This is a genomic window from Bifidobacterium sp. UBA4282 (assembly GCF_002394995.1).
Taxonomy (GTDB): Bacteria; Actinomycetota; Actinomycetes; order Actinomycetales; family Bifidobacteriaceae; genus Bifidobacterium; species Bifidobacterium pullorum_B.
On record NZ_DGVO01000040.1, the window covers coordinates 34,071 to 58,453 of the forward strand.

Consider the following 24,383-nt stretch of genomic DNA (forward strand, 5'->3'; position numbering starts at 1 on the left):
ACCCCGGGCAACTTCATCTTCCGTACCCGCGAGTTCGAGCAGATGGAGATGGAGTTCTTCGTGGTGCCGGGCACCGACGAGGAATGGCACCAGTACTGGATCGACACCCGCACCCGCTGGTACACCGATCTGGGCATCAAGCCGGAGAACCTGCGCCACTACGAGCATCCGAAGGAGAAGCTGAGCCACTACTCCAAGCGCACCGTGGACATCGAATACCGCTTCGGTTTCCAGGGGTCCGAGTGGGGCGAGCTGGAGGGTATCGCCAACCGCACTGACTTCGACCTGACCGCGCACCAGAACCACTCCGGCGAGGACCTGAGCTACTTCAACCAGGCCACCGGCGAACGCTTCATCCCGTACGTCATCGAGCCGGCCGCCGGCCTGACCCGCTCCCTCATGGCGTTCCTGGTGGACGCCTACGACGTGGACGAGGCCCCGAACACCAAGGGCGGCGTGGACAAGCGCACCGTGCTGCGTCTGGATCCGAGGCTCGCCCCGGTCAAGGCCGCGGTGCTGCCGCTGTCCAAGAAGCCGGAGCTGCAGGGCATCGCCCAGGATCTGGCCGCTGACCTGCGCCAGCACGACTGGATGATCGACTACGACGAGGCCGGCGCGATCGGCCGCCGCTACCGCCGTGAGGACGAGATCGGCACCCCGTTGTGCGTGACGGTGGACTTCGACACGATCGACGACCATGCCGTGACGGTCCGCGAGCGCGACACGATGGCCCAGGAGCGCGTCAGCCTGGACAAGGTGGCCGAGTACGTGGCCGAGCGCGTCGGCGAGAAGCGCGTGCGCTACCCGCAGGGACCTGTCTCCATCGTCGGCGCCAAGGCCGCGGATGGCGGCCAGGACGTGGCCAAGGAGCAGGGCGTCGACGAGAGCGAACCGGTGAAGGTGGCCGAAGCCGGCGGGCAGTACTGAGTCAGACCGATACGATTGACAGCAAGACGACGGGATCCAGTCCGGCACAACGTCCGGTCTGGGTCCCGTCGCCGTGAATAGGGATGGGAATCCGGATATGTCAGAGGAAACCGTGATCGACTGCGTCGACGAAACCGTTTCGGTCGATCCGCGCACCGATGCGAAGCCGACGTCCGCCGTGCGCATCGCGCCGGTCGACCTGGGGCCGGTGCACGTCGAGACCCCGGTGGTGCTCTCGCCGATGGCGGGCGTGACCAACTGGCCGTTCCGCGTGCTATGCGAGGAATACGGCCTGGACGGACTGTACGTGGCCGAGATGATCACGGCCCGAGCGCTGGTGGCGCGCAACCCCAAGGCGCTGCGGCTATGCCGGTTCGCGCCGGGGGAGAGGATCCGTTCGCTGCAGCTGTACGGGGTGAACCCCGTCATTGTGGAGCAGGCGGCGCGCATCGTGGTGGACGAGGACATGGCCGACCACGTGGACCTCAACTTCGGCTGTCCGGTGCCCAAGGTCACCCGCCGCGGCGGCGGTTCCGCCCTGCCATGGAAAACCGATCTGTTCCGTGAGATTATCCAGCGGGTCGTGCGCGTCTGCGGCGAAGCGAATATTCCGGTGACCGCCAAGATTCGCGTCGGCATCGACCATGATCACGAAACCTTCCACGAGGCTGGCCGTATCGCCCAGGAGGAGGGGTGCAAAGCGGTGACCCTGCACGCCCGCACCACCGCCGAATACTACGGCGGGCATTCCGACTGGTCCCGGATCGGCGAGCTGGTGAGCGAACTGGACATCCCGGTGTTCGGCAACGGCGATATCTGGGGTGCCGACGACGCGCTGGCCATGGTCGAGCAGACCGGGTGCGCCGGCGTGGCCATCGGCCGCGGCTGTCAGGGGCGCCCGTGGCTGTTCGCCGACATCAAGCACGCGTTCGCCGGCAGCGGGGAGCGTACGAATCCCACGCTGGGTGAGGTCGGGCGCATCATCGTACGCCATGCGCGGCTGCTGACCGAGTTCTATGACGGTGACGAGCGGATGGCCGTGCATGACCTGCGCAAGCACGTGGCGTGGTATCTCAAGGGGTTCCCGGTCGGAGGTGCCACCCGCCGGGCGTTCATGGAATGCGAGTCGCTGACCGATGTGGAGCGCGAGGTGGCGCAGCTGGATCAGGACGCGCCCTATCCGGAGCGCGTGGTGGACAAGCCGCGTGGCCGGGTGCGCTTCCAGAAGAAGGTGCACCTGCCGTACGGCTGGTTGGATTCGCGGACGACCACACATCAGGAGCGCGAGGCGTTGTTCGGCGACGATCCGATGGACGCCAGCTACTGATGGGGCGCGGAAATTGCCTGGACTGCAAAAGAGTTGTTAAAAAGCGGTACACGCTTGAGAATCTGCGTTGATTGTCAGGCCGACTGCGATAGAGTTATGCGTAACCGTGAGTGACAGGAGACTATGGTGAGCGAGATCGCCCAGACTGAATTCAGCGACAAGACCAACATCAAGGTCGTCGGTGTCGGTGGAGCCGGCGGCAACGCCGTCAATCGCATGATCGCCGAAGGCCTGCAGAACGTGGAATTCGTGGCCGTCAACACCGATGCCAAGGATTTGCTGCGTTCCGACGCGGATGTGAAGATCTCTTTGGGGGATAACCAGAATCGCGGGCTCGGTGCCGGTGCCGACCCCGAGCGCGGCATGAAGGCCGCCCAGGACCATCAGTCGGATATCGAGGAGGCCCTCAAGGGCGCCGACATGGTGTTCGTCACCTGCGGCGAGGGCGGCGGCACTGGTACCGGTGCCAGTCCGATCGTGGCCCGCGCGGCGCACCAGCAGGGGGCTCTGACCATTGCCGTGGTCACGCGTCCGTTCGCGTTCGAAGGCCCGCAGCGTGCCAACAAGGCGGAACTCGGCATCGAGAACCTGCGCAAGGAGGTCGATGCGCTGATCGTCATCCCGAACGATCGTTTGCTGGAGCTGTCCGACCGTTCCATCGGCATCGTGGAGGCGTTCAAGACCGCGGATAGCGCGTTGCTGGCGGGCGTGCAGGGCATCACGGACCTGATCACGCTGAACTCGTACATCCATGTGGACTTCGCCGATGTCACCGCCATCCTGCGTGGGGCCGGCACGGCGCTGTTCGGTATCGGTTCGGCCCGTGGCGAGGACCGCGCCACCAAGGCCGCGGAGATTGCCATCAGCTCGCCGTTGCTGGAGGAGAGCATCGAGGGTGCTCACGGCGCGCTGATCAACATCGCGGGCCCGAGCGACATCGGCCTGCAGGAGGCGGCTGCGGCCACACAGCTGGTGCGCGACGCCATCCATCCGGAGGCGCAGATCATCTGGGGTCTGGCGCTCGACGACTCCTACGGGGACGAGGTCAAGGTCACGGTCATCGCGGCCGGATTCGACTCCGCCAGCAAGAAGCAGGATTCGCAGGAGAAGATCACGTTGGCGCCTGCCGTGGCGTCCGCCCAGCCTTCCCCGATCTCCGTTACGCCCGCGCAGCCTCAGGCCCCGGTCGTCACCGAGCAGACAACCCCGGCATTCGCGCCGTCCACTGGGGATGCGGCGTCGCGGTCCTTCGACGAGACAACCGAGCATGACGTCATCTCGTCCAACGACCCCAGCGATCTCGACATCCCTGACTTCCTGCGCTGAATCGACGGACTGTAACGAAAGGAATCGTGATGGCTGGGTTTATGAAGAACGCGATGTCCTATCTGGGCATGACGGATGTCGTTGACGACGATCCGGTGCTTGACGAGGAACCTGCCGAATCGTCGTTCGATTCGGATCATTCGGTCACGCCGATGACTTCGAACGCGTCGTCCGGTACCTCCGGGGCCTCCCGTGAATCGTCCGCCAGTCCGTTCCCGGGGCGGGTCAGCCGTATCACGACGATTCACCCCAAGACCTATGACGAGGCGCAGATGGTGGGGCGTGCGTTGCGCGACGGTGTGCCGGTGGTGCTCAACCTGACCGGTGTGCCGGAGGCTGTTGCCTACCGGATCGTCGATTTCTCCGCCGGTGTGGTGTTCGGTGTGCGCGGCTCGATCGAACGGGTGACCCCGCGCGTGTTCCTGCTGAGCCCGGCGAATATCAAGGTGGACGAACCGCAGACGTCCAAGTCGTCCCACGATCTGTTCTCGGACTGACGGTTCGCTGTTCGTTATCAGCTTGTCCCCGGTTCTCTTGGTAGGCTGGGGACATGCTGTTATTTGTCTTCGCGCGCATCGTCGATTGGCTGATCGGTGCGTATATCACCGTATTGCTGATTCGGATGGTGGTGGATTGGGTGGCGGTGCTGGCCCCGCGGTGGCGTCCGCGTGGCGTGGTGTTGTCGTTGATCGGTGCGGTCTATAGGCTCACTGATCCGCCTTTGCGGTGGCTGAGGCGCTATATTCCGCCGATTCCCATGGGGCCGATATATTTCGATGTCAGCTTCATCGTGCTGTATTTCGCTCTGATCGTGTTGCGGATTCTCCTTTAATGGCATGTGTAATGGCGTTCTGCACAGGGGACGTGCTAGCATCGTAAATTGAGTACGTACATAGCGAGGCACTATGCCTGAAGCGAGGTGCAAGATTTATGGCTCTGTTGACGCCGAAGGACATTAGGGAGCATACGTTCCGAACCGTTCGTCTGAAGGAAGGCTATGATGTCGACGAGGTCGACGACTTCCTGGATCAGGTCACCGAAACCGTTGAGGCGCTGGGCCGTCAGGCCATGCAGGGCAGCCAGTCCACGCAGTCGCTCGGTCCGGATGTTGCCAGCCTGAACACCAAGATCTCCGAGCTGACCGCACAGGTGCAGTCGCTGCAGGAGGAGAACGAAGGCCTGAAGACCGCCGCGGCGAACGCCGATGCCCAGTCGGCACAGGTCGACGCCGCGCAGCTGACCGAGGCCCAGGAGAGCAACCGTGCGCTCTCCGCCCAAAACGAGCAGCTCAAGGGACAGGTGGATCGTCTGAGCGCTCAGGTCGATCAGCTGACCGCTCAGGCCGCGCAGGCTACCGGTAACGAGGATGTTGCCGCGCAGCTGGTTTCCGTGCAGCGTGAGCGTGATGAGTTCCGCTCCCGCGTCGAGGATCTCTCCCGTCAGCTGGCCGCCGCCCAGCATCAGGCCGGTGCCGCCGCCCAGAAGGCCCAGCAGGTTGACGAGCTGGCGCGCCAGCTGAAGGAATCGCAGGATCGTGAGGCGCAGCTGCGCGAGCAGATGGCCAAGGTGGAGCCCGCCGCGGAGACCGGCAGCCTGCAGAAGATCGCCGGTGCCGCCGCGGCCGCCACCACCGAGCCGGAGCGCGCCACCGCCATGCTGACGCTGGCTATGCAGCTGCACGACCAGTACGTCGATAAGGGCAAGGCCAAGGCCAAGGAGATCACCGACACGGCCCAGAACCGTTACGAGGAGACCGTGGCCAAGGCCAACGACTACTCCACCCGCACCCGCACCGAGGCCGACGATTACAGCCAGCGCGTGCACGCCGATGCCGACGAGTATTCGGATCGTACCCGTGCCGAGGCCGATAGCTACGCGGTCAAGACCCGTCAGGATGCCGACACCTACATGCAGAACAAGCATGTGGAAGGCGACCAGTACTCCGAGACCAAGCACCAGGCGGCCGACCAGTACGAGGCCGAGGTCCAGCGCCGCGCTGCCGAGTACGATCAGAAGACCCGTACCGCCGCCGAGACCTATGCCGAGGAGGTCCGCAACAACCTGGAGACCCAGAGCAAGGTCATCGAGGGCAACATCCAGAGCCTGAAGCATTTCGAGAGCGAATACCGCGCTCGACTGACCGAGTTCCTCGGCCAGCTGGTCTCCCAGGTCTCGGATACGAACAACTTCAATCAGGTCGAGCAGAACTGACCTGACCGGAGCTGATACCGTATGACTGTGAGTCAACAAAGACGGCTGCGCACACGCGTGGCCGTCTTTGCGTGTATTGCGATTGTCGGATTGGTCCTTGACCAGGGCACCAAGCTCTGGGCGCAGCAGGCGCTGGCCGATGCCGGTACGGTGCCGGTGATTCCCGGACTGCTGTCGTTCACGCTGGTGTTCAACCCGGGCATGTCATTGGGGCTGTTCTCCTCCGCCACCTGGGCTATATCGTTGCTGGCTGCCGTGGCGTGCGTGCTCTTGGCCGTCGGCGCGTTGAAAACCGTCAGACTGGCATGGACCGTGGTGCTGTCCGTGGCGTTCTCCGGCGCGTTGGGCAATCTGATCGATCGTGTGGCGTATGCGGACGGTTTCCTCAACGGCAAGGTGGTGGATTTCATCAACTACGGGTGGTCCGTGGGAAACGTGGCGGATATCCTTCTTGTGGGCGCCGGCATTGCGGTGGTGCTGCTGCTGGTGCTGGGGGTGCCCTTCAGTGAATCGGATCTTGGTGAGGAGCGGCGATGACCCATCTGGCACCGGCTCCTGATGCGCTGATCGGCAAGCGGTTCGACGTTGCCGTGGCCAAGATGCTTGGTATCTCACGGGCGAAGGCGTCTGATCTGGTTGCCAGCGGGCAGGCGCGCATATTGGGGCGTGACGTGGCGAAATCGGGAATCCTGCAGGCCGGTGACATGGTGGAGTTCGACCTGCAGGAGGAACGCCGTGCCCCCGAACCCATTGCCGATGATATGGGCGTGGCTTACGAGGATGATGACGTTATCGTTGTGGATAAGCCGGTCGGCGTCGCCGCGCACGCCTCGGTGGGGTGGTCCGGCCCTACGGTGTTGGGCAGTCTGCTGGACCGCGGGGTGCATATCACCTCGTATGGTGCTCCGGGGCGGCAGGGGATCGTGAGCCGGTTGGACGTCGGCACTTCCGGTCTGATGCTGGTGTGCAAGTCGGAGCTGGCATACAAGGAGATGCGGCGTCAGTTCGCCGAACATGAGGTGGTGAAGACCTACCATGCCCTGGTGCAGGGCAACCTCAAGGAGGATAAGGCCACCATCGATGCGTCGATCGGGCGTGCCAAGGTGTCCGATTTCCGATTCACCGTAACCCCCGCCGGCAAGGAGGCGGTCACGCATTGGGATGTGATGGAGCGTTTCGGCGAGGCCACGCTGGTGAGCGTGAATCTGGAGACCGGGCGTACCCATCAGATTCGTGTGCATTTCTCCTCCATCGGGCATCCGCTGGTGGGCGACCCGATGTATGGGGCGAATCCGGTGATGGCGGCCGAGTTGGGTCTGGAACGCCAATGGCTGCATGCGGTGCAGTTGGAGTTCCGGCATCCCCGTACGCACGTATGGACCACCGTCAAGTCGAGGTACCCCGCCGATCTGGCGCATGCGTTAGAGCAGTTGCGTGCCCAGCACGCCGAGTAGCGGCAGCGCGCCCACGGTGATGGCGTATATCGATATCCAACGGCTGCACGAACGGCGGCAGAGACTGATGGCGCCCAGGACGAGGGATGCCAGGGCCGTAACCACCGTCAGCCAGCCGGTGGCCAGCATCGACACCATGAGCAGCGCGCCCCATGGGGAGTATTCGCCGGAGAATAGCGCCCACATCTGAAGCACCGTGCCCAGCAGTCCGAGCGTGGTACACACGGCCACCACCAGCGTTGCTGTACGTAGAATATTCGACGTATCGGATGATATGTGTTGTCTGGTCATGATGATGACGGTAGACGGGGCGTGCCGCCGACGTCTAGATGGATCGGGCAATGTGGTCGAACGATACCGGTTATCCACATGCCCGGCGTGTCGTCGCGGCTATGATGAGGGTAGGCGTCGAGTCCGGGAGGGCGGCATGGCAGGCAGGAAAACGCGTAGCACCAACGAGATTCTGGTGGATATCCTGAACGAACTGGCCGAACATACCGATTCGGAACACGGCCTAACGGTCAAGGAGCTGAGCAATAGAGTGGGGGCAACCGAGAAAACGGTGCACGCCCACCTGCAACTGTTGGAGGCCCAGCGTCCTATGGGTAGGACGGTTCGGCGTTTGACCGCAACCGATATGCGTCAGGCGGACAGTGCCGATGCACGCCCCGGATGGTGCATGGAGCCTGCGATTGATGTGGCCGAGCTGCGTCTGTTCGGTGACGGGCTGGCATTGTCCCGCATCGATGAGGAGTATGCGCGAGAGTCCTATGACCGATTGCGTGTTCTTGCGGGATTCGCCGGCGCACATTCACAGGGGTTGCGGAACATACGGGTACCCAAGCCGTACAATCGCGAGTTCCTGTCGAATGTCGAGAATCTCGACGAGGCCATCAGCGGGAAACGCGTGGTGTGCTTCCGGATGTGCGATTACGCGGTGGATGGCAGTCTGACGCTGCGTATCGATCCGGAAAGCGGCAAACCGCGGGAATACCGTGCCGACCCGTATCAGATGACGTACCGCAACGGCATGTACTACCTGCTCTGCCATATGCATGGCAAGAACGGCGTGGCATTCGCGCATGTCGATAGGATTCGCGACCTGCGGATTGTGGAGGGTGTACGGCAGGAGTGCCCGTTGGAGGAGCTGCACGCGCCGGATGGCTCCCCGTTCTCGTTGGCGGATTATCTGGCGGAACGCCTATACCCATGGACCGGCCAGGCCGAGGACATCCTGATGCATGTCAGCAGCCTGTCATGCATCTATGACTGGTTCGAGCGCCCCTCGGTCAGCCGAGTGGATGCGCGCACGTATGAGGTCGCCGTGCACGCCGACCCGCAGACCGTCTTGTGGTGGGCCCTCCAATATTCCGATAACGTCGACATCGATATTGTGCAGCCCCAGTCGTTGCGCGACGCCATGGCCGCCGTGGGCCGACGTCTGGTCGAACGATACGGCAGCGGCTCCGGTGAAGATGACGTCTGACAAGATGCTGGTGGATATACCGTGCGGCGGAAGCGCCCGAAGCGGGAGGACGCCGCTGCGAACACTTCCGTTTGCGTGGCATGCTATGCCATGATGCCGAGTTCCCGTTTGGTGAACTGGGCTGTCATGGATTGTCCGGTGAGCGTGGCGATGACGGCAAGTCGGGTGAGGGCGCCTTTGAGGGTGCGGATGTCGTCGGGGTACTGCTCGACGAGCAGATCAATGGCCTCGGCGGGGATGTCGTATCCGTGCATGGTGGCCGTCATGCGCAGGATCGCCGTTCTGGTTTCGAGCGATGGGGCGTTAAGCCCCACCACGATGCCTGATTGCAGCCGGGCAATGAGCGACTGTTGGAATCCTTTGAGGTTTTTGGGTGCGACGTCGCTGGCGATGACGATGCGTTTGCTGGCCTGGTAGAGGCTGTTGAAGGTGTGGAAGAACTGTTCGAGGGTGTGGAAGAACTGTTCGAGGGTGGCCTCCTTGCCGCCGAGGAACTGGATGTCGTCGATCAGGAGGACGTCGACCTGGCGGTAGCGTCGGTTGAATTCGGCGATGCGGCCCTGGCTTTGGCTGGGGTTCTGGAGGGCGTCGATGAATTCGTTGGTGAATTCCTCGGATGTGACGTAGCGTACCTTGAGGGTGGGGTCCTTGACGAGGGCGTAGTTGCCGATGGCGTTCAGGAGGTGGGTCTTGCCCAGTCCCGATCCGCCGTAGATGCATAGGGGGTTGAAGTCCTGTCCGGATCCTTCGGCGACGGCGAGGGCGACGGTGCGTGCGAAGCGGTTGGAGTCGCCGGGCACGAACGTGTCGAACGTCGCATTCTTATTCAAATGCGTCTCCGGATCCAGCGCCGGTCCACGCTCGCCGCTCTCGAACGATTGCGATGGAATCATGGCGGGGATGGGCAGCTGGCCCTGAACCGAGGTCTTGCCCGCATACGGGTCGAATGTCGACGGGGCTTCCGGCGTGCGCTCCTCGTTCCGGACGGGTTTGGTATGCGGCCGCTCCGGCTGAGCGGCGGGGCGTTCCTCGACGGCGGGCGCGATCTTGAACGCGGGGAACATCTCCTGTCCCGAGGCGATCCGCAGCGCATTCATCAACGATTCGTTGAGCGTGGTCTGCAATGTCTGCTGGACCTCGGCGTTGCTGACGCACAGCACGATGGTGGTGCCGAACACCGCTTCGGGCACCACGTCCTCGAACCATCCCTTTTCGCGGGCCGACAAGGTGCTGCTATGGAGAACGGCCAGCGCGTCCGACCAGATGTCGGCCGCCTGCGTTGCCGCAGGGTTGATCGTCGTATCAGCCACCAGGGTCCCTTTCCTCATCGCAGCGTGTTGTTGACAACTGAAATACAGTAGTCCATGTTTACTCCGAATCGAGGAAGTTATCCACACCCTTGCGTGTTGAAATGACTGGATTGTGAATAACATTCGTGTAATTTGTGGATAACTTTCCGCATATGTGCGGCACCATTCCAACGTTTTACGGCCGGTGTTTGTGAAGTTGGCTTGAACAAACGCGTCCGGTGTTTTGACTTGGGGTAGGGGTCAGAGTACGTTAGTAGAGCTTGACTCATGAGGAGCCGCGCTCAGGCGTGGCAAAAACACCGGGAGCATTAGATTATGAAGAGGACATTCCAACCGAACAACCGCCGTCGTCACATGAAGCACGGCTTCCGTCTGCGTATGCGCACCCGTTCCGGCCGCGCCGTCATCAACCGTCGTCGCGCCAAGGGCCGCAAGTCCCTCTCCGCCTGATTCCAACAGCGCGGGACAGCGTGGAGCGGCTGAGGAGCCACCGTGAATTTGTCGCGGTGCTGAAATGCCGCCGCAGGGTCTCTGATTCGGACATCGTCGCGCACTATCTGGTACGCGGCGATGTTTCGAAGGCTGCAACCCCGGCGGATGGTCATCGTCGTCTCGGCCTCGCTGTGTCCAAAGCCGTTGGCAATGCGGTAACCAGGAATACCGTCAAACGTCGGTTCCGGGTATCGGCGGCACACCATCAGGATGCGTTGCCCCCGAACTGTGATGTGGTGCTTAGGGCCAAGCCCAGCGCTTCATCCGCATCCTTCGCTTCGTTGGATGGCCAGATTCATTCCCTGTTCGAATCCATCGCGCGCAAATCGGGACAACGATGAACGGCAGCGTGGGCAGGGGCATGATTCGGTGTATCCGGTGGTATCAGCGTCATATCTCCGCGAACACCCCTGCATGCTGCAAGTACTATCCCACGTGCTCTCGGTACGCCATAGAGGCCATTGAACGGTTCGGCGCGTGCCGTGGAGGGCTGTTGGCGGCGTTGCGTCTGCTCAGATGCCGGCCGTGGAGTCGTGGAGGCATCGATGACGTACCCCAACGGTATTCGCTGTTCTACAGATTTTCCTGGTCCAAGGCTCACGAGGAGCCTCGGTTGACACCACTGGCCTGGGACGATAAGGAGAAGGCCTGATCATGAATACTTCGAACGAGTTTTTGCTGGATACCAGCTTCTTCGGTTGGCTGTACAAGATCCTGACGCCGATCGAATGGCTGATGACGCAGGTGATGAACCTGTTCCATGAATTCCTGAAGCTGCTGGGCATGTCGCCGATTGGTTTCTCCTGGGTGCTGTCCATCGTCTTCCTGGTGCTGGTGGTGCACGCGTGCATCTTCCCGCTGTACTACCGGCAGATGAAGTCGATGCGCAAGATGCAGGCGCTTCAGCCCAAGATGCAGCACATCCAGAACAAGTACAAGGGCAAAACCGATCAGGCCAGCAAAGAGGCGCTGAGCCGCGAGATGATGAAGTTGTACCAGGACAACGACGCGAACCCTGCCGGCTCGTGCCTGCCCATGCTCATCCAGGGCCCGGTGTTCATGTGCATGTTCTATGTGCTGTCCGCCATCCCCTACATCGCCGACGGCAAGCGTGCGGCCTTGGGCGCGTTCGACCAGGCGACCGCCGAGGAATTCTCCCAGACCACCGTGTTCGGGGTGAGCGTGACCGATAACTTCACCACGGCGGACATGTCGGGCAAGATCGTTATCGGCATCTTCGTGGCGCTGATGTGCGCCTGCATGTGGTTCATGCAGTACAACAGCATGAAGCGCAACATGAACCAGGAGACCATGGTCGGACAGGCCGCCATGATGCAGAAGATGATGCTGTGGGTGTTCCCGATCATGTACATCTTCTCCGGCATCGCGATGCCGTTCGCCGTACTGGTGTACTGGCTGACCAACAACATCTGCAACCTGCTGCGTTCGATGTGGCAGATCTACAACTTCCCGACCCCGGGCTCCCCGGCGTCCGAACGCAAGAAGATCCGCGACCATGACCGTGAGAACGCCCGCCGTGCCAAGGCGGGCCAGATCTCCCTCGAAGAGGAGGAGCTGGTCAAGGCCAAGGAGGAGGCCGAACGGCGCGAGACCCAAGGGTATCAGCGCCAGCAGCCGCAGCGTAAGAAGCGGAAGAAGAAATAACGATGTTGCGTCCCTGCCGTATGTCGGATGGCGGGGACGCATCCTTTTCCGATACCGCGTAAGCTCGGTATCGGTGAACGACTTGAACAACAACCCCTCGAGTAAGGAGTACAGAACAATGGCGCAGGATGACGACGAGAAAACGATGGATCAGCTCAATGATGAAGCCGACATCGCCGCCGATTATCTTGAGGGCCTGCTGGATATCGTCGATTACGAAGGCGATATCGAGTTGGGTGTCCGCAACAACCGCCCCATGGTGCAGATCGTTGCCGATGACGATTCGGACATCAAGCATCTGATCGGCCGTCACGGCGAGGTGGTGGATGCGTTGCAGCAGCTGACGCGCCTTGCGGTGCAGCAGAAGACCGGTGAGCGTTCCCATCTCATTGTGGATGTCGACGGGTTCCTGAAGCGCAAGCGTCAGCATCTGCGTGACGTTGCATTGGATGCCGTGGACGAGGTGCGCGAGACCGGCGAGCCGGTCAACCTGAAGCCGATGAATTCCTTCGAGCGCAAGGTGATTCACGATGTGGTGCGTGAGGAGGGGCTCAAGTCCCGCTCGCATGGCGAGGAACCCCATCGCTACGTGACGGTGTACATGAAGGCTGGTAACGACGAGTGATGTCCGCATTGTGGACATTGGGTTTCGAAGTATAAGATATGATGGAGGGCCGGTATCGGTCCTCCATCATTGTATGTGTCGAATGAGAGGATGCGTTCATGCCCGGAGACGCCGAGATTCATGATCCGCTGGATGATTCCCCGATTCTGGAAGAGGTACTGGGGGAGGCGCTGCCGCGCTTGCGGAAGTTTCACGTGAAACTTTCCACGGAAGGGGAGCCCAGGGGACTGATCGGACCAAGGGACGTCGGAATCCTGTGGGAACGGCACATCCTGAATTCGGCGGCCATTGTGCCGTTTATCCGACGCGAGATCGGCAAGACGAACGCATCGATTGCGGATGTCGGTAGTGGCGGGGGATTCCCGGGTATTGTGGCTGCGGCTTGCATGCCGGAACATCGTTTCACGTTGATAGAACCGATGGAGCGTCGTGTGGAATGGCTGCATGAGTGTGTGGTGCTTATGGAGCTGTCCAACGTGACGGTGATCAGGGCGCGCGCCGAAGAGATTATCGCTGCATTGAAGCGGCGAGATGCGCAGGTGCGACCGTTCGATGCGGTGACCTGCAGAGCCGTGGCCCCCATGACGAAACTGACCGGCTGGACGTTGCCGATGCTCAAGCCTCAGGGTAGCCTGATCGCCTTGAAGGGGCGTTCTGCTCAGGCGGAACTGGACAAGGCCGAGCGTGTTATTCGTACCGCCGGGGGTATGCGCGCACGCGTGGTTGTGGCCCCGGTTGGCGGTGATTTGGAGCCGACCCACGTGGTTATTGTGCGCAAACGATAAGTGTTATCCACAGTTATCCACGTATGTGTGGATAATTCTGTGGATAACTTTTTCGTTGGAATTGCAACGATTATCGGCAATATGAGACGACTTGTGGATTGAGTTATCCACATTGTTACTCACACTATCCACATGGTTAATGAAACCGGTGCAATGTCCATGCGCACCGTGAGACTGGAAGATACTGCATACACTGAGGAGGGCTGTTCATGGCGGAGCAACAACACAGGATCGAATCTGCCGCTGAGACGATTCATCGGATCTTTCAAGGCGGTGGTTCGCCGTTGGGCGCCGACATGGTTGATGCCGCCAGCAGGTATCGCCGACTCCAGCAGGTCGATTTCCCTCGTCCGCAACGGACGCGGTGCATCGCCGTGGCCAACCAGAAAGGCGGTGTAGGGAAGACCTCTACGGCGGTGAACATCGCCGCGGCATTGGCCGATCATGGCGCCCACGTATTGGTTATCGACATGGATCCGCAGGGTAACGCCTCCACCGCATTGGGGATCAGGCACTCATCAGGGCAGCCCTCGGTCTACGACGTGCTGGAGGGACGGCTGTCTGTTGCGGAAGTGATGCAACCGTGTCCAGATTTCCCGTCCCTGGAGGTGGTGCCGGCCTCCATCGATCTGAGCGGCGCCGAGTTGGAAGTGGCGGATATGCCCGACCGCACCTTCCTGTTGAAGCGGGCGTTGGACACACATCTTGCCGATCATGATCTGGACTACGTCATCATCGACTGCCCGCCGAGCCTGGGGCTGCTGGTCATCAACGCGATGTGCGCGGTCACCGAGATGCTTATTCCCATCCAGGCCGAGTATTACGCGTTGGAGGGATTGGGCCAGCTCATCAACACCATTGGTCTGGTGCAGGAGCATTACAATCCCGCGCTGATTGTTTCCACGATGTTGGTCACGATGTTCGACCGCCGCACTCTGCTCAGTCGTGAGGTGTTCGATGAGGTGAAGAAGCATTATCCCACCATCGTGCTGGACACCACCATCCCACGTACGGTGAAGATCTCCGAGGCCCCCAGCTTCAATCAGACCGTCATCCGCTACGACGCACATGGCGTGGGTGCCATCTCGTATGGCGAAGCGGCATTGGAAATCGCACGACGTTCGCCGATGGTGTTGGATGCCATCGACAAGAGGAAAGGGGAGCGCTGAGATGTCCTCACGTTCACGTTTGGGTAAGGGATTAGGCGCATTGTTCCCTGCGCTGCCTGGCGAGGCCATGCCATCCGAAACGGTGACGCCTGAACCGGCAAAACCCGAAACGCCTCCGCATGACGAAGCGAAGCAGGCTGCCGCGCCGGCCGAGCCGAAGGCATCAGGCACCACCAGAAGTGGCCGGAAGACCTCGGGCAAACGTGCGTCGATGCCGTCGTTGGACACCATCGTGCATCCGAGCGACATGTTCTTTGACACGACCTTGGCCCAGCCGTCGGCACCTGCCCCGAAATCCAAGGAACCTGAGCCGAAGGTTTCACGTGAAACATCCGAGGCCGAGCCGGAGGTGGAGCTGCAGCCGGTGCAAGGCGGGTATCTGGATGAGCTGCGGTTGGACGCGATTGTGCCCAATGCCCACCAGCCGAGAACGATATTCGATGAGGATGATCTTCGTGAACTGTCCGAGTCTATCCGCGAGGTCGGCGTCCTGCAGCCCATCGTGGTCCGCCGGCTGACCCCAGGCCAGTATGAACTGGTGATGGGCGAACGGCGTTGGCGCGCTTCGAAGCTGGCTGGGTTGGAAACGATTCCGGCCATCGTCAAGACAACGTCGGATAACGACATGCTGCGTGACGCGTTGCTGGAAAACCTGCATCGTGTCGCATTGAATTCCCTGGAAGAGGCGGCCGCCTATCAACAGATGATCGATGAATTCGGACTGACGCAACAGCAGCTGTCGAAATCGATCTCCAAATCGCGTCCGCAGATCGCCAACACCCTGCGACTGTTGAATCTCCCGGTCACGGTGCAGAAGAAGGTTGCATCGGGTGTGCTGTCTGCCGGACATGCCAGGGCGTTGCTGGCGTTGCCAACCGAAGAGGCGATGGAGAAACTGGCCGATCGCATCATCAGCGAGGGGCTTTCGGTGCGCAGTACCGAAGAGATCGTATCGATGCAGGTGGCGGCATCGGAGCGGCCCAAGAAACGCAGGACTCATGCCGCTAATCCTTGGGTTGGATCAGCCATCCAGCAATCGCTGGAGAATCGTTTCGATACCAAGGTGTCCATCAAGGGTACGGCGAAGCATGGTCGCATCGAGATCGTGTTCTCTTCGCCGGAGGATATGGACCGCATCATGAAGCTCTTGGTTCCCGAATCCTTGACACCTCAGGATGACGACCAAGCGGGATGGGTGTAAAGAACCGCCGCGAACAAAGTTTCACGTGAAACAAAAGCCCCGCACACCACGGTTCCATGTCGTGATGTGCGGGGCTTCTGCGTTGAATCAGCGGGGGAGATTAGTCGCCCGACAGATACCGTTGCGCATCGAGTGCGGCCCGGCATCCCATGCCGGCCGCGGAGATGGCCTGGCGGTAGACGCGATCCACGGCATCGCCGGCGGCGAAGACGCCCGGAACGGATGTGCGGGTCGAAGCGCCGTCCACAAGAATGTAGCCGTCGTCATCGAGTGCCAGGGCACCGTGGAGGAAATCGGTGGCGGGGGTGTGCCCGATGGCCACGAAGATGCCGTTCGCCGGAACATCGGTCACCTCATCGGTGGCGCGGTTGCGCACGGTGATCGATTCGGCACCGGCGTCGGAGCCGTTGACTTGCTCGACCACGGTATTCATCATCAACGTGATATCCGGGTTGGAACGGACACGTTCCACCATAATCTTCGAAGCGCGGAATTCGTCACGACGGTGAATCAACGTGACCGAGGAACCGAATCGGGTGAGGAACAGCGCCTCCTCGCAGGCGCTGTCGCCGCCGCCAACCACCACAATCGGCTTGTTACGGAAGAAGAATCCGTCGCATGTGGCGCAGTAGGAGACACCGCGCCCGGCGTAGGTCTCCTCACCGGGAACCTGGAGCTTGCGCACCGTGGATCCGGTGGTCACCACAACGGTACGTGCCTGGAACACATCACCTTGATCGCAGGTGACAGTGTGAACGTCATCGCCGAAATCGACGGATACCACGTCGTCCCAGACCAGACGGGCACCGAACTGTTCGGCCTGCCGCTGCATGGCATCCATCAGATCAGGGCCCAGAATCCCGTCGGGGAATCCGGGGAAATTCTCCACGGTGGTGGTATTGACCAGTTGACCACCGGGAGTGACGGCGCCCGCAATAACCAGCGGGCGGTACCCGGCGCGGCCCAGGTAGATGGCCGCGGTGTATCCGGCGGGGCCGGAACCGATAATGACAACATCCTGAATATCGCTCATGCCTCAACAATATCCGAACACGTAGGATGACGCATCATCTATTCCGTTCACAGGGGAATCGCCGCTTGCTTTGGTTCAGACTTCCGTGGCGTGACGGAAGGACTCATTGAACTTCCGCCAGTGCCGGCCGAATCCGGTCAGTGCAAAAACGCCGGCATAGCAGCCGCCGATGATGGCGAACGCCATCGGCAGCGGCATGGACTGGCCCAGATAACCAGCCAGCACGCTGCCGAATGGCATGCCGGCGCTGACCGCTGCGGTCAGCGCGCCCAACGTACGTGCGCGGATATCTCCGGGAATCAACGCATAGAGGATGGTGTCGATCATCGGGTTGATGGACCCGGCGGACAATCCTGCTATGGCGATGACCGCCAGGACCACGGGGAATGGAATCTGCATGGCCATACAGCAACACGGCGGCAGACAGGCGCAGGCGAACATCAGCAGGAACACCCATCGTGAGGAATAGCGGCGTCCGACGGGACCATGAGCAGGGTCACGGCGATGGTGGTCATGGCGTTGCCCGCGCGGGACAGGGCATCGGCGCCAATCACGCAGTACAGCGGTAGTGAACGGTGTTGGACGGACAACGCTATCCTCTTTATATGCAGGCTTATATGCAAAACGTTCCGGCCCCGTAACGTACAAGGCCGGAACGTTCCCGTGAAAGCCGCGGGGTGAAGACGGATCAGAAGAACTGGATCTCGTCGATGTACAGCTGGTTCTGCGGCAGATCCTCGGTCGGCACCCACAGCAGGATATCCTGGGTGTTCACCATCGTGTCGAACATGACCTCGGTGGTGTCGCCCTCGGCGAACGTGAACTCCGCCACCTGCTCGCCGGCGTTGGGGTCGGTGGTGTTGACCTTGACATACCCACGTCCGCCGGAGGAGCGGATGGTGATGACCATACGGTAGACGTCCTGCGGCTGGGCCAGATGTACCGCATACCCGTAGCCGTTCGCCGACGGCGCGTTGATGAACGATTCCGACTGGATCTCGAATGGTGTGGTGTTGACGTGGCGAGGAGTCGGCACCGCGGAAGCCTGCTTATCCGCGGTGATGAGTTCGTGCGTCTTGGCGGGCTGATCCTGAGCGTCCTCGGAGTCGGCGTCCTGTTCATCAGCCGGTTCGGCGGTATCGGTATCCGGCTGGTCTTCGGACTGATCGGTCTTGTTCTCGTCCTTGGCGGTGTCGTCAGCGGTGTCCTCAGTGTCGTCGGATTCGGCGGCTGCACTATCGTTGCCGAACGGAACCGCATCGGGGTCGAACTCCGGCCAAGCCTCGCCATCGGTCTGGATGACGTTCGGGTCGCTCGAATTGGTGGACAGGATATGCATGGTGCCGAACAGCGCCGCAACCAGCACGACCACGGCGGCGATGATCGCCATGGTTTTGGTGGTGAGCCGGCCGAAGATGGTCTGGTCCGACACATCCGCATCGTCCAGATCCTCGGCGCGGACCACTTCCTTCGGTGTGAAGCTGGGCGGAACTGTTCCATCCGGCACCGACTGTTCGGCCTGCAGGGCCCGGGCGGACGCGGATTCGACGGGAACGCCGTTGTCGTCGATGACGGGGATGCGGCTGGTCTCCTCAAAGGGGCTAGCCGGTTCGGCGCGTACGCTGGACACATCCAGCGGAATCGTCAATCGTTCGTTGCCCACTGGTTCCTGCGTAGGATACTGGGTGCCGAACAGATTGCCGGAGTCGGTGGGATGATGACCCGAATCGATGCCTTCGGCCAGGATTGTGCGTCCCTTATCCCAGAGCGATTTGACGGGGTTGGCGGTTGCAGCCGCGACGGCTGCCGCCGACGACTGATGCTCCGCTGATGTACCGTCCGTAGTTACGTCCGGTTCGGTGGTCGCCGGGTGGGAGGTCACCAGTTTGGGCATCGGAATGAGGTTTTCGACATCGGTCGGTCGAATCGCGAGACGTTGGATTGATGCCTGACCGGTGGCGGTGGGGAGTGGGAGGTGCTGGTCGCCCAGTTCCGGAACGGTGACCCACGTGTTCAGCAGGGCCATGAATTCGGGAATCGAAGCCAGCGGCGCCTCATCCCCGATACGAAGTCCACGGGAGCAGATGAGCCGGAACTCGTATGGTGTGTCCTCCGGCAACGCTTCCATATCTGATGCTGCTTCATACCGACGATGGGTCAGCAAACGGTACAGCAGCGCCGACAGCTGGCAGATCGCGAGTTCCTCGGCCGATGACGAGCCGGCATATGCAACGGAATCCGCAATCATCATACTCACCGGAGCGTCCGCCAGTTGGACACCGGATGTGGACACGCGCACGGTATCCGCACTGATCGCATGGTGCACGACACCATTGTCCATGAGATGCCGCACCGTATAGGCGGTGTCCCCGATGATGGAGCGGATGGCGTCGTACCCCAACGTGCCGAACCGGCCACCGTCAAGGTATTCAGCCAGGCTCACGCCGGTATCGGGCTCGGTCACGACGATCAGCGCGTCATCCTCGTGATGGATATGCAGAATGGGCGTGCAGCGGTGCTCATTCGACGCCGCGATCACCGACGCCGCGGTATCGGCTTCCCCAACGGCCGATGCGTCCAGAATGATGAACAGCTGGCATTCCTGATCGAGGATCTGGTCGGTGGCCTTCCACACCTGCAGGCCCTGTTCCTCGCATAGCGGCGACACCAAAACGTAACGGTTGATGATGGTATCTCCCAACTGCGGTCTCATGCTTCCCTCAACTCCCGAGCACATTGAAATGGACGCTTGTTGCGAACTAGTAGCCATTGTATCGGCGGGGATAGCCGAAGAATCCGGGGTATCCCGCGGCGTCTGCCCCTTTGCGGTAACCGTGGCGGCATCCCGTGCGGCGCGGCCGCCGAGCCGGGACCGTACCATGCCGATCGCCGCCAGAAGCTCATCGGAACGCATCAGCCACAGAGCGCCCACATACACCACGGTGATCACGATGGTCGATATCACGCATATGCCGACGGCCTGCAGCCAGTTCACCGCATCGGCGCCGAAATCGGCACCGACCAGTGCATACACCGGATCCAGCAGGACAATGCCCACGGCCGCGGCGGCAACGGCGGCCGCGATGGCCTTACCGTACGAACGTGCCAGTCGCATACCATCGATTCGATTGCCGAACCGGCGGCGCAGCATCCACAACAGCAGCGGGAAGCACAGGATGTTGCCCACGGACACGGAAGCACCCAGCGCGGTGACCCAGTATTGCGGCGGCAACAGGAACGTGGCCGCAACCACGGTGACCACCTGCACGCCGGAGGCGGCGAATGCGAATATAAAAGGATGCTTGCCATCCTCGAACGCGAAGAAGGTGCGCTGAATAATCAGATACGCCGAGGTCATCGGCAGACCGATGCCCAGACCCACCAACGGCCCCGCAATCAGCAGCGCCTCGTCCACGCTCACCGACGGCAGCAGCGCCAGGGTGATCGGCGCGGGAATCACCACAAACGCGGCCGCGAAGAAGAACATCAGCACGCCGACATTGCGCAACGCCGAACTGAGCTGCCGGCGTGCGTCATCGAGATCATGATCGGCCAGTGCGCGGGAGATCTGCGGGAACATCGCGGTCGCCACCGACACGGCGATCAGCGAGTACGGCAGCATGAACAGGGTATAGGCGTTCTGGTAGGTGGCGTTGCCCGCCACGTCGAACTGGCTGATCCCCAGCCGCATCTCGGCGGTTTCCGGGGCGTTGGTGGTGATGCGGGTGTTGATGATATTGGCCAGCTGGTTGATGACCACCACGCCGACGCTCCACGCGGCGACCGGCCCCATCGAACGCAGACCTATGCCCCGCAGCCCCCAGCGCGGACGGTACCGGATGCCGATGCGAGCCATCGGCACGAACAGGATCAGCGCCTGGAACGCCACACCCGCGGTCCAGGCGCCCGCGGTCAGCGCCAGCTTATCGGCGGTCCAGAACTCAACCGACTGCTGGTCGGCCCCGCCGAACAGCAGGATGAACACCGTGAACCCGATGCAGCTGATCACGTTGGCGCCCACGGAACTCCACGCATAGGTGCCGAAATGGTCCTTGGCCGCCAGAATCTGGCCGATGACGGTGTACAGCCCGTAGAAGAAGATCTGCGGCATGCACCACAACGTGAAGGCGTTGGTCAGGGCGGTCAGCTCCGGGCTGCCGTTCACGTACAACGTCGTCAGCAGCGGCGTGGCCGCCGCCATGAGCGCCGTGACGGCCAGCAGGAGGGCGATGGCCACGGTGATGAGCTTGTCGAGCCGTTCCTCGGCGTCCTTGCTGTTCAGCGTGCGCACAATCTGGGGCACCAGCACGGCGTTGAAGATGCCGCCGGAGACCAGCGTGAACATGACCTGAGGAATCATGGCGCCGGCCTGGTAGGCGTTGGCCGCCATGCCGGTGGTGCCCATTGCCGCGGCGAGCAGGATGGTGCGGATCTGACCGGTCACGCGTGAGGCTGCGGTGCCGGAGGCCATAATCAGTGAATTGCGTCCGATCGAGGAACTCATTCGTCGGGGTCCTTTACACGGTGGAACTGTCGCCAGAGGCCTGCGATGCCGAGCAGTACGGCGCAGACGATGATGATGAACCCGCTCATGTCACTGATCTGCAACGCACTGGTGATGGTGGTCGATTGCGCGGCGCCGAACGCGTTCCCCTCACGGTCCAGCAGCGTCAGCTGCGCGTTGGCCGTGCCCGAGGTCGATACGCGGATGGCCAGGGTGGTCTGCTCCTCGCTGGTCGGCGGCACGACCACGTCGACCAGCCGGGAGGTGACGATGGTCATGGAATCGGTGGTCGCCGAAACCTGGACCCGTACCGGGTACGGCAGGGCGTTGCTGACGGTGACGGGCATATTCGCCGTTTCGCTGACCACGTTCAGGCTCTCGATGGGGGTGATCCTGACGGCGTTGAACAGGGTTTCGGCGATGGTCTGAGGCCCGGCGAGCGTGGCACTGTCCGCGGTGGCGTTGTAGGACAGCGCATGCAGGGCGCATCGCCGGTTCACGGCCAGCAGTTGGTTGACCCATGCGGTGGTGTTCTCGGAACGATGCGTCACGCTGTCGGCATCCTGGCGGGCCAATGCCTGGGTGTCCTCACTGGCCTTCATCGATTCCTCCTGCGCATCGGTGAGGACGGAATCGCGGAAGCGGATGACGACGTCGTTGGCGTTGCTCAAGGCGTCCAACGCGGGCGTGAACCGCTCGGATACGGCCTGTCCGGCGCCATCGCTGTCGGGCACGGCGAGCAGTGCGTCCTGTCCGGTGGCGGAGGGCGTGGCCGACATCAGCGTGTGCAGGTCCGTCATCTGCAGCCAGGGCGACTGTTCGATGGCGGACAGCAGGGCGTCCAATGTGGCGGTGTCCGTGGAGGAGTCCAGGCAGATGAGCAGGTTGCGTTCCGTATAGGGTTGCTCCATCTGATAGAACGCGCTTTGCGCCACGAACCGGACCAGACGGCCTCCCGCGGTGCGTTCCGCCGTGGCGGTCTGACTGGTGGCCTGGCCCTGCGCCAATCCGCTGAGAACGGGCTGCGCCGCGAGCACGGTGACATCGCCGGCGTCGGTGGGGACCACGGTGGTGTCGGTGCGTACGATGCCCAGGGACATATCGCTGAAATCGCTGGTGGCGACCACGGTGTCATACCCCTGTCGCTTGGCGGTCGTCAGCGCCTGCTGGGTCCACGATGCCGATCCCTGCCAGGCTACGGCGTCCAATTCGGCTTCGTCGTCGCCGAGCGCCTGCCGGTACTGCGCCAGGGCGGTTGCGGCGTTCCAGTCCTCCGCGCGGATGCCGGTGCGGTCGTACCGGCTGGTGTAGGCCGCCGCATAGGCGGTGATGTCGAATCCGGCGGGCTGCATGATAGCCGAACTGCGGATCGGCATCCGCATGGCGTCCAGATATGTGGGGTCGGCGATAACCTGCACCCCCGGGTGGTTGTTCAGCAGCTGGGTCTGTTCCTTGACCTGGGCCTCACCGGTCTTGCTCAACGAGACCACGTCGGAGTCGGCACCGTCGGTGAGCAACGTGGTCAGGTCATCCGTGTCGACCTGCCACTGGGTGCTGGACAACGGCAGGGCCACGGTGACGTTCAGCGCGGGGGTGGCGGCACCGTTCAACCCTTCGGCGGAACGTGTTAGGAACGTGTGCGTCTCCACGCTGGTGCCGTCGGTATGGAAGTCGATGCGCAACGGTTTGGGGCCCCACTCGGCGATGGACGTCAGCACGGCGTTATCGGCGTTGACATCGATGGCGACGGTCGCGGTGCCGCCGGGGGCGATCTCCGGGGTCTGGACTTCGGCGAGGACCTGCGGTGTGGGGATGCCGACCTCGTCCTGCGCCCACTGCTGGATATCGGTGCGTGAGATAAAGGTGTAGTGGACGTTGGTGGACAGGGTGACCGTGCCCGCGGGCAGGGCGTGATCGGTGGGGTTGGCGATGTCCAGCGTGAGGTGGTATCCGGATTGCGCCGTGACCGGCGCCGTGGCGGTGTCGATGTCGACGGTGACCGCGTCCGTGGCGGTGCCGTCGTCCATGGCGACCGCCTGCGGGATGCAGACCATGGCCACCGCCAGCATGAGGGCGGTGACCCATGCCACGGCATGGCTGCATATGCGGTGTCCGATACCAGCGGGGATGCGAGTCACGATTGTTGTTCCTGCCTGTTGCGTTTCCTGGCGTACAGCCATGCGATCTTGCGTTCGTTCGGATAGCTTAGTACGTCATCGAGGTCGTCGAAGTCCACCCAGATCGCGTCCTCGGCCTCATGGTCCGGATCGCCCTCAACGGTGAGCTCGCCGCTGACGCGCCGTAGCGCGAAATGGTGCACCAGTTTATGGACGCGTTGATTCGTGCCGGTGAACCAGTAATCGATGGTGGCAATCGACTCCACCACCTCGCCCAGGATGCCGGTCTCCTCGTGCACTTCTCGCACGGCCGTCTGCTGGGGCGTCTCGCCCTTCTCGATATGCCCCTTGGGTAGACACCATTCCAGATGGCCGCTGCGCGAATGCCGGGCGATGATCGCCACACGGCCGCGGTCGTCGAAGACCAGGCCGCCCGCCGAATACTCCCTGACAACCGGCAGCTCCTGCGCGTCCAGCGAAGCGAACGTGGTCGGCCCGTCGGTGTTGCGCCGCGGCGGCATCATGGCGGGGGTCGGCGTGCGCGCGGATTCCGGCGGACGGGGCTCCGGGGATCGGGAGGTGTACAGGAGCTCGTCCGGTTCCAACGGGTTTTGGGCATGGTTGCCCGCAGCATGCGCGAGCATGCGTGCAAGGTCTGCGGGCGTAATCATGGTTTCCACCTTACTCAACTCTATGTGCAGGTGGGGTAATGGTGTCGGGTGCGCGGCGTTTATCCGCCGTGGAAGGGTGA

The 24,383-nt window shown here is 62.1% G+C and carries 23 protein-coding genes and 1 pseudogene; 17 read left to right on the forward strand and 7 right to left on the reverse strand.

Annotated features, from left to right (window positions below; all coding sequences use genetic code 11):
* The 8 genes from B4C31_RS06110 to B4C31_RS06145 all read left to right on the forward strand — a co-directional run.
* Positions 1 to 927: glycine--tRNA ligase (locus B4C31_RS06110; protein ID WP_291531751.1), on the forward strand; the 927-nt coding region annotated here is incomplete at its 5' end.
* A gap of 97 nt (positions 928 to 1,024) precedes the next feature.
* Positions 1,025 to 2,254: a tRNA dihydrouridine synthase DusB gene (gene dusB / locus B4C31_RS06115; RefSeq protein ID WP_291531752.1), complete on the forward strand. Its 1,230-nt coding sequence runs from the start codon at positions 1,025 to 1,027 to the stop codon at positions 2,252 to 2,254.
* Positions 2,255 to 2,380: 126 nt separating this feature from the next.
* Complete coding sequence (ftsZ, locus tag B4C31_RS06120) at positions 2,381 to 3,580, forward strand: cell division protein FtsZ (RefSeq protein ID WP_291531815.1); 1,200 nt, start codon at positions 2,381 to 2,383, stop codon at positions 3,578 to 3,580.
* Between the two features lie 29 nt (positions 3,581 to 3,609).
* Positions 3,610 to 4,077: a cell division protein SepF gene (locus B4C31_RS06125; protein WP_291531753.1), complete on the forward strand. Its 468-nt coding sequence runs from the start codon at positions 3,610 to 3,612 to the stop codon at positions 4,075 to 4,077.
* Between the two features lie 53 nt (positions 4,078 to 4,130).
* Positions 4,131 to 4,412 carry a YggT family protein gene (locus B4C31_RS06130; protein ID WP_291531754.1) on the forward strand — a complete coding sequence of 94 codons (282 nt, stop codon included), beginning with the start codon at positions 4,131 to 4,133 and terminating at the stop codon, positions 4,410 to 4,412.
* A 98-nt stretch (positions 4,413 to 4,510) separates the two neighbouring features.
* Complete coding sequence (locus tag B4C31_RS06135; RefSeq protein WP_291531755.1) at positions 4,511 to 5,791, forward strand: DivIVA domain-containing protein; 1,281 nt, start codon at positions 4,511 to 4,513, stop codon at positions 5,789 to 5,791.
* Between the two features lie 27 nt (positions 5,792 to 5,818).
* Positions 5,819 to 6,328 (forward strand): signal peptidase II, encoded by a 510-nt coding sequence (locus tag B4C31_RS06140; protein WP_414631851.1) that lies wholly within the window; start codon positions 5,819 to 5,821, stop codon positions 6,326 to 6,328.
* A complete protein-coding gene (locus B4C31_RS06145) occupies positions 6,325 to 7,245 on the forward strand; it encodes an RluA family pseudouridine synthase (protein WP_291531757.1) in 921 nt (306 codons plus the stop codon). The genes B4C31_RS06140 and B4C31_RS06145 overlap by 4 nt, the downstream gene beginning before the upstream one ends.
* Here B4C31_RS06145 and B4C31_RS06150 read toward each other — a convergent pair.
* A complete protein-coding gene (locus B4C31_RS06150) occupies positions 7,213 to 7,536 on the reverse strand; it encodes a hypothetical protein (RefSeq protein ID WP_291531758.1) in 324 nt (107 codons plus the stop codon). The two genes, B4C31_RS06145 and B4C31_RS06150, sit on opposite strands and share 33 nt — an antisense overlap.
* A 136-nt stretch (positions 7,537 to 7,672) precedes the next feature.
* Here B4C31_RS06150 and B4C31_RS06155 point away from each other — a divergent pair, with 136 nt between their 5' ends.
* Positions 7,673 to 8,731, forward strand: a complete 1,059-nt coding sequence (locus B4C31_RS06155; RefSeq protein ID WP_291531759.1) for a helix-turn-helix transcriptional regulator — start codon at positions 7,673 to 7,675, stop codon at positions 8,729 to 8,731.
* A gap of 98 nt (positions 8,732 to 8,829) precedes the next feature.
* Here the strand turns inward: B4C31_RS06155 and B4C31_RS06160 are convergent.
* A pseudogene (locus tag B4C31_RS06160) lies at positions 8,830 to 10,059 on the reverse strand (DnaA ATPase domain-containing protein); the annotation flags it as partial.
* A 297-nt stretch (positions 10,060 to 10,356) separates the two neighbouring features.
* Between B4C31_RS06160 and rpmH the strand changes: the two are divergent.
* From rpmH to B4C31_RS06200, 8 genes are all read left to right on the forward strand, one after another.
* Positions 10,357 to 10,491 (forward strand): 50S ribosomal protein L34, encoded by a 135-nt coding sequence (gene rpmH / locus B4C31_RS06165; RefSeq protein WP_007054596.1) that lies wholly within the window; start codon positions 10,357 to 10,359, stop codon positions 10,489 to 10,491.
* A 20-nt stretch (positions 10,492 to 10,511) separates the two neighbouring features.
* Positions 10,512 to 10,874: a ribonuclease P protein component gene (gene rnpA / locus B4C31_RS06170; protein WP_291531760.1), complete on the forward strand. Its 363-nt coding sequence runs from the start codon at positions 10,512 to 10,514 to the stop codon at positions 10,872 to 10,874.
* Positions 10,875 to 10,894: 20 nt separating this feature from the next.
* A complete protein-coding gene (gene yidD, locus B4C31_RS06175; protein WP_291531761.1) occupies positions 10,895 to 11,185 on the forward strand; it encodes a membrane protein insertion efficiency factor YidD in 291 nt (96 codons plus the stop codon).
* Between the two features lie 2 nt (positions 11,186 to 11,187).
* A complete protein-coding gene (yidC, locus tag B4C31_RS06180; protein ID WP_291531762.1) occupies positions 11,188 to 12,198 on the forward strand; it encodes a membrane protein insertase YidC in 1,011 nt (336 codons plus the stop codon).
* A gap of 118 nt (positions 12,199 to 12,316) precedes the next feature.
* Complete coding sequence (locus B4C31_RS06185) at positions 12,317 to 12,823, forward strand: protein jag (protein WP_033507669.1); 507 nt, start codon at positions 12,317 to 12,319, stop codon at positions 12,821 to 12,823.
* Between the two features lie 98 nt (positions 12,824 to 12,921).
* Positions 12,922 to 13,608 carry a 16S rRNA (guanine(527)-N(7))-methyltransferase RsmG gene (gene rsmG / locus B4C31_RS06190; RefSeq protein ID WP_291531763.1) on the forward strand — a complete coding sequence of 229 codons (687 nt, stop codon included), beginning with the start codon at positions 12,922 to 12,924 and terminating at the stop codon, positions 13,606 to 13,608.
* A gap of 209 nt (positions 13,609 to 13,817) precedes the next feature.
* The gene (locus B4C31_RS06195) at positions 13,818 to 14,777 is read left to right on the forward strand and encodes a ParA family protein (RefSeq protein ID WP_291531764.1); all 960 of its coding nucleotides are present in this window, start codon (positions 13,818 to 13,820) and stop codon (positions 14,775 to 14,777) included.
* A 1-nt stretch (position 14,778) separates the two neighbouring features.
* The gene (locus tag B4C31_RS06200) at positions 14,779 to 15,978 is read left to right on the forward strand and encodes a ParB/RepB/Spo0J family partition protein (protein WP_291531765.1); all 1,200 of its coding nucleotides are present in this window, start codon (positions 14,779 to 14,781) and stop codon (positions 15,976 to 15,978) included.
* A gap of 100 nt (positions 15,979 to 16,078) precedes the next feature.
* Here B4C31_RS06200 and trxB read toward each other — a convergent pair whose 3' ends face one another.
* The 5 genes from trxB to B4C31_RS06225 all read right to left on the reverse strand — a co-directional run bounded on the left by trxB (position 16,079) and on the right by B4C31_RS06225 (position 24,303).
* Positions 16,079 to 17,011 (reverse strand): thioredoxin-disulfide reductase, encoded by a 933-nt coding sequence (gene trxB, locus B4C31_RS06205; RefSeq protein WP_291531766.1) that lies wholly within the window; start codon positions 17,009 to 17,011, stop codon positions 16,079 to 16,081.
* Positions 17,012 to 17,086: 75 nt separating this feature from the next.
* Positions 17,087 to 17,659, reverse strand: coding sequence for an MFS transporter (locus B4C31_RS06210; protein WP_291531767.1), 573 nt, complete (start codon positions 17,657 to 17,659; stop codon positions 17,087 to 17,089).
* Between the two features lie 40 nt (positions 17,660 to 17,699).
* Positions 17,700 to 21,515 carry a murein biosynthesis integral membrane protein MurJ gene (locus B4C31_RS06215; protein ID WP_291531768.1) on the reverse strand — a complete coding sequence of 1,272 codons (3,816 nt, stop codon included), beginning with the start codon at positions 21,513 to 21,515 and terminating at the stop codon, positions 17,700 to 17,702.
* Positions 21,512 to 23,605, reverse strand: a complete 2,094-nt coding sequence (locus B4C31_RS06220; RefSeq protein WP_291531769.1) for a DUF6049 family protein — start codon at positions 23,603 to 23,605, stop codon at positions 21,512 to 21,514. The genes B4C31_RS06215 and B4C31_RS06220 overlap by 4 nt, the downstream gene beginning before the upstream one ends.
* Positions 23,606 to 23,649: 44 nt before the next feature.
* A complete protein-coding gene (locus B4C31_RS06225; RefSeq protein ID WP_291531770.1) occupies positions 23,650 to 24,303 on the reverse strand; it encodes an NUDIX hydrolase in 654 nt (217 codons plus the stop codon).
* Positions 24,304 to 24,383: the final 80 nt, after the last annotated feature.

Coding starts and splice junctions, on each gene's coding strand:
- dusB (WP_291531752.1), top strand. CDS start 1,025: ATGTCAGAGGAAACCGTGATCGACTGCGTCGACGAAACCGTTTCGGTC.
- B4C31_RS06125 (WP_291531753.1), top strand. CDS start 3,610: ATGGCTGGGTTTATGAAGAACGCGATGTCCTATCTGGGCATGACGGAT.
- B4C31_RS06130 (WP_291531754.1), top strand. CDS start 4,131: ATGCTGTTATTTGTCTTCGCGCGCATCGTCGATTGGCTGATCGGTGCG.
- B4C31_RS06135 (WP_291531755.1), top strand. CDS start 4,511: ATGGCTCTGTTGACGCCGAAGGACATTAGGGAGCATACGTTCCGAACC.
- B4C31_RS06145 (WP_291531757.1), top strand. CDS start 6,325: ATGACCCATCTGGCACCGGCTCCTGATGCGCTGATCGGCAAGCGGTTC.
- B4C31_RS06150 (WP_291531758.1), bottom strand. CDS start 7,536: ATGACCAGACAACACATATCATCCGATACGTCGAATATTCTACGTACA.
- B4C31_RS06155 (WP_291531759.1), top strand. CDS start 7,673: ATGGCAGGCAGGAAAACGCGTAGCACCAACGAGATTCTGGTGGATATC.
- rpmH (WP_007054596.1), top strand. CDS start 10,357: ATGAAGAGGACATTCCAACCGAACAACCGCCGTCGTCACATGAAGCAC.
- yidD (WP_291531761.1), top strand. CDS start 10,895: ATGATTCGGTGTATCCGGTGGTATCAGCGTCATATCTCCGCGAACACC.
- yidC (WP_291531762.1), top strand. CDS start 11,188: ATGAATACTTCGAACGAGTTTTTGCTGGATACCAGCTTCTTCGGTTGG.
- B4C31_RS06185 (WP_033507669.1), top strand. CDS start 12,317: ATGGCGCAGGATGACGACGAGAAAACGATGGATCAGCTCAATGATGAA.
- rsmG (WP_291531763.1), top strand. CDS start 12,922: ATGCCCGGAGACGCCGAGATTCATGATCCGCTGGATGATTCCCCGATT.
- B4C31_RS06195 (WP_291531764.1), top strand. CDS start 13,818: ATGGCGGAGCAACAACACAGGATCGAATCTGCCGCTGAGACGATTCAT.
- B4C31_RS06200 (WP_291531765.1), top strand. CDS start 14,779: ATGTCCTCACGTTCACGTTTGGGTAAGGGATTAGGCGCATTGTTCCCT.
- trxB (WP_291531766.1), bottom strand. CDS start 17,011: ATGAGCGATATTCAGGATGTTGTCATTATCGGTTCCGGCCCCGCCGGA.
- B4C31_RS06215 (WP_291531768.1), bottom strand. CDS start 21,515: ATGAGTTCCTCGATCGGACGCAATTCACTGATTATGGCCTCCGGCACC.
- B4C31_RS06225 (WP_291531770.1), bottom strand. CDS start 24,303: ATGATTACGCCCGCAGACCTTGCACGCATGCTCGCGCATGCTGCGGGC.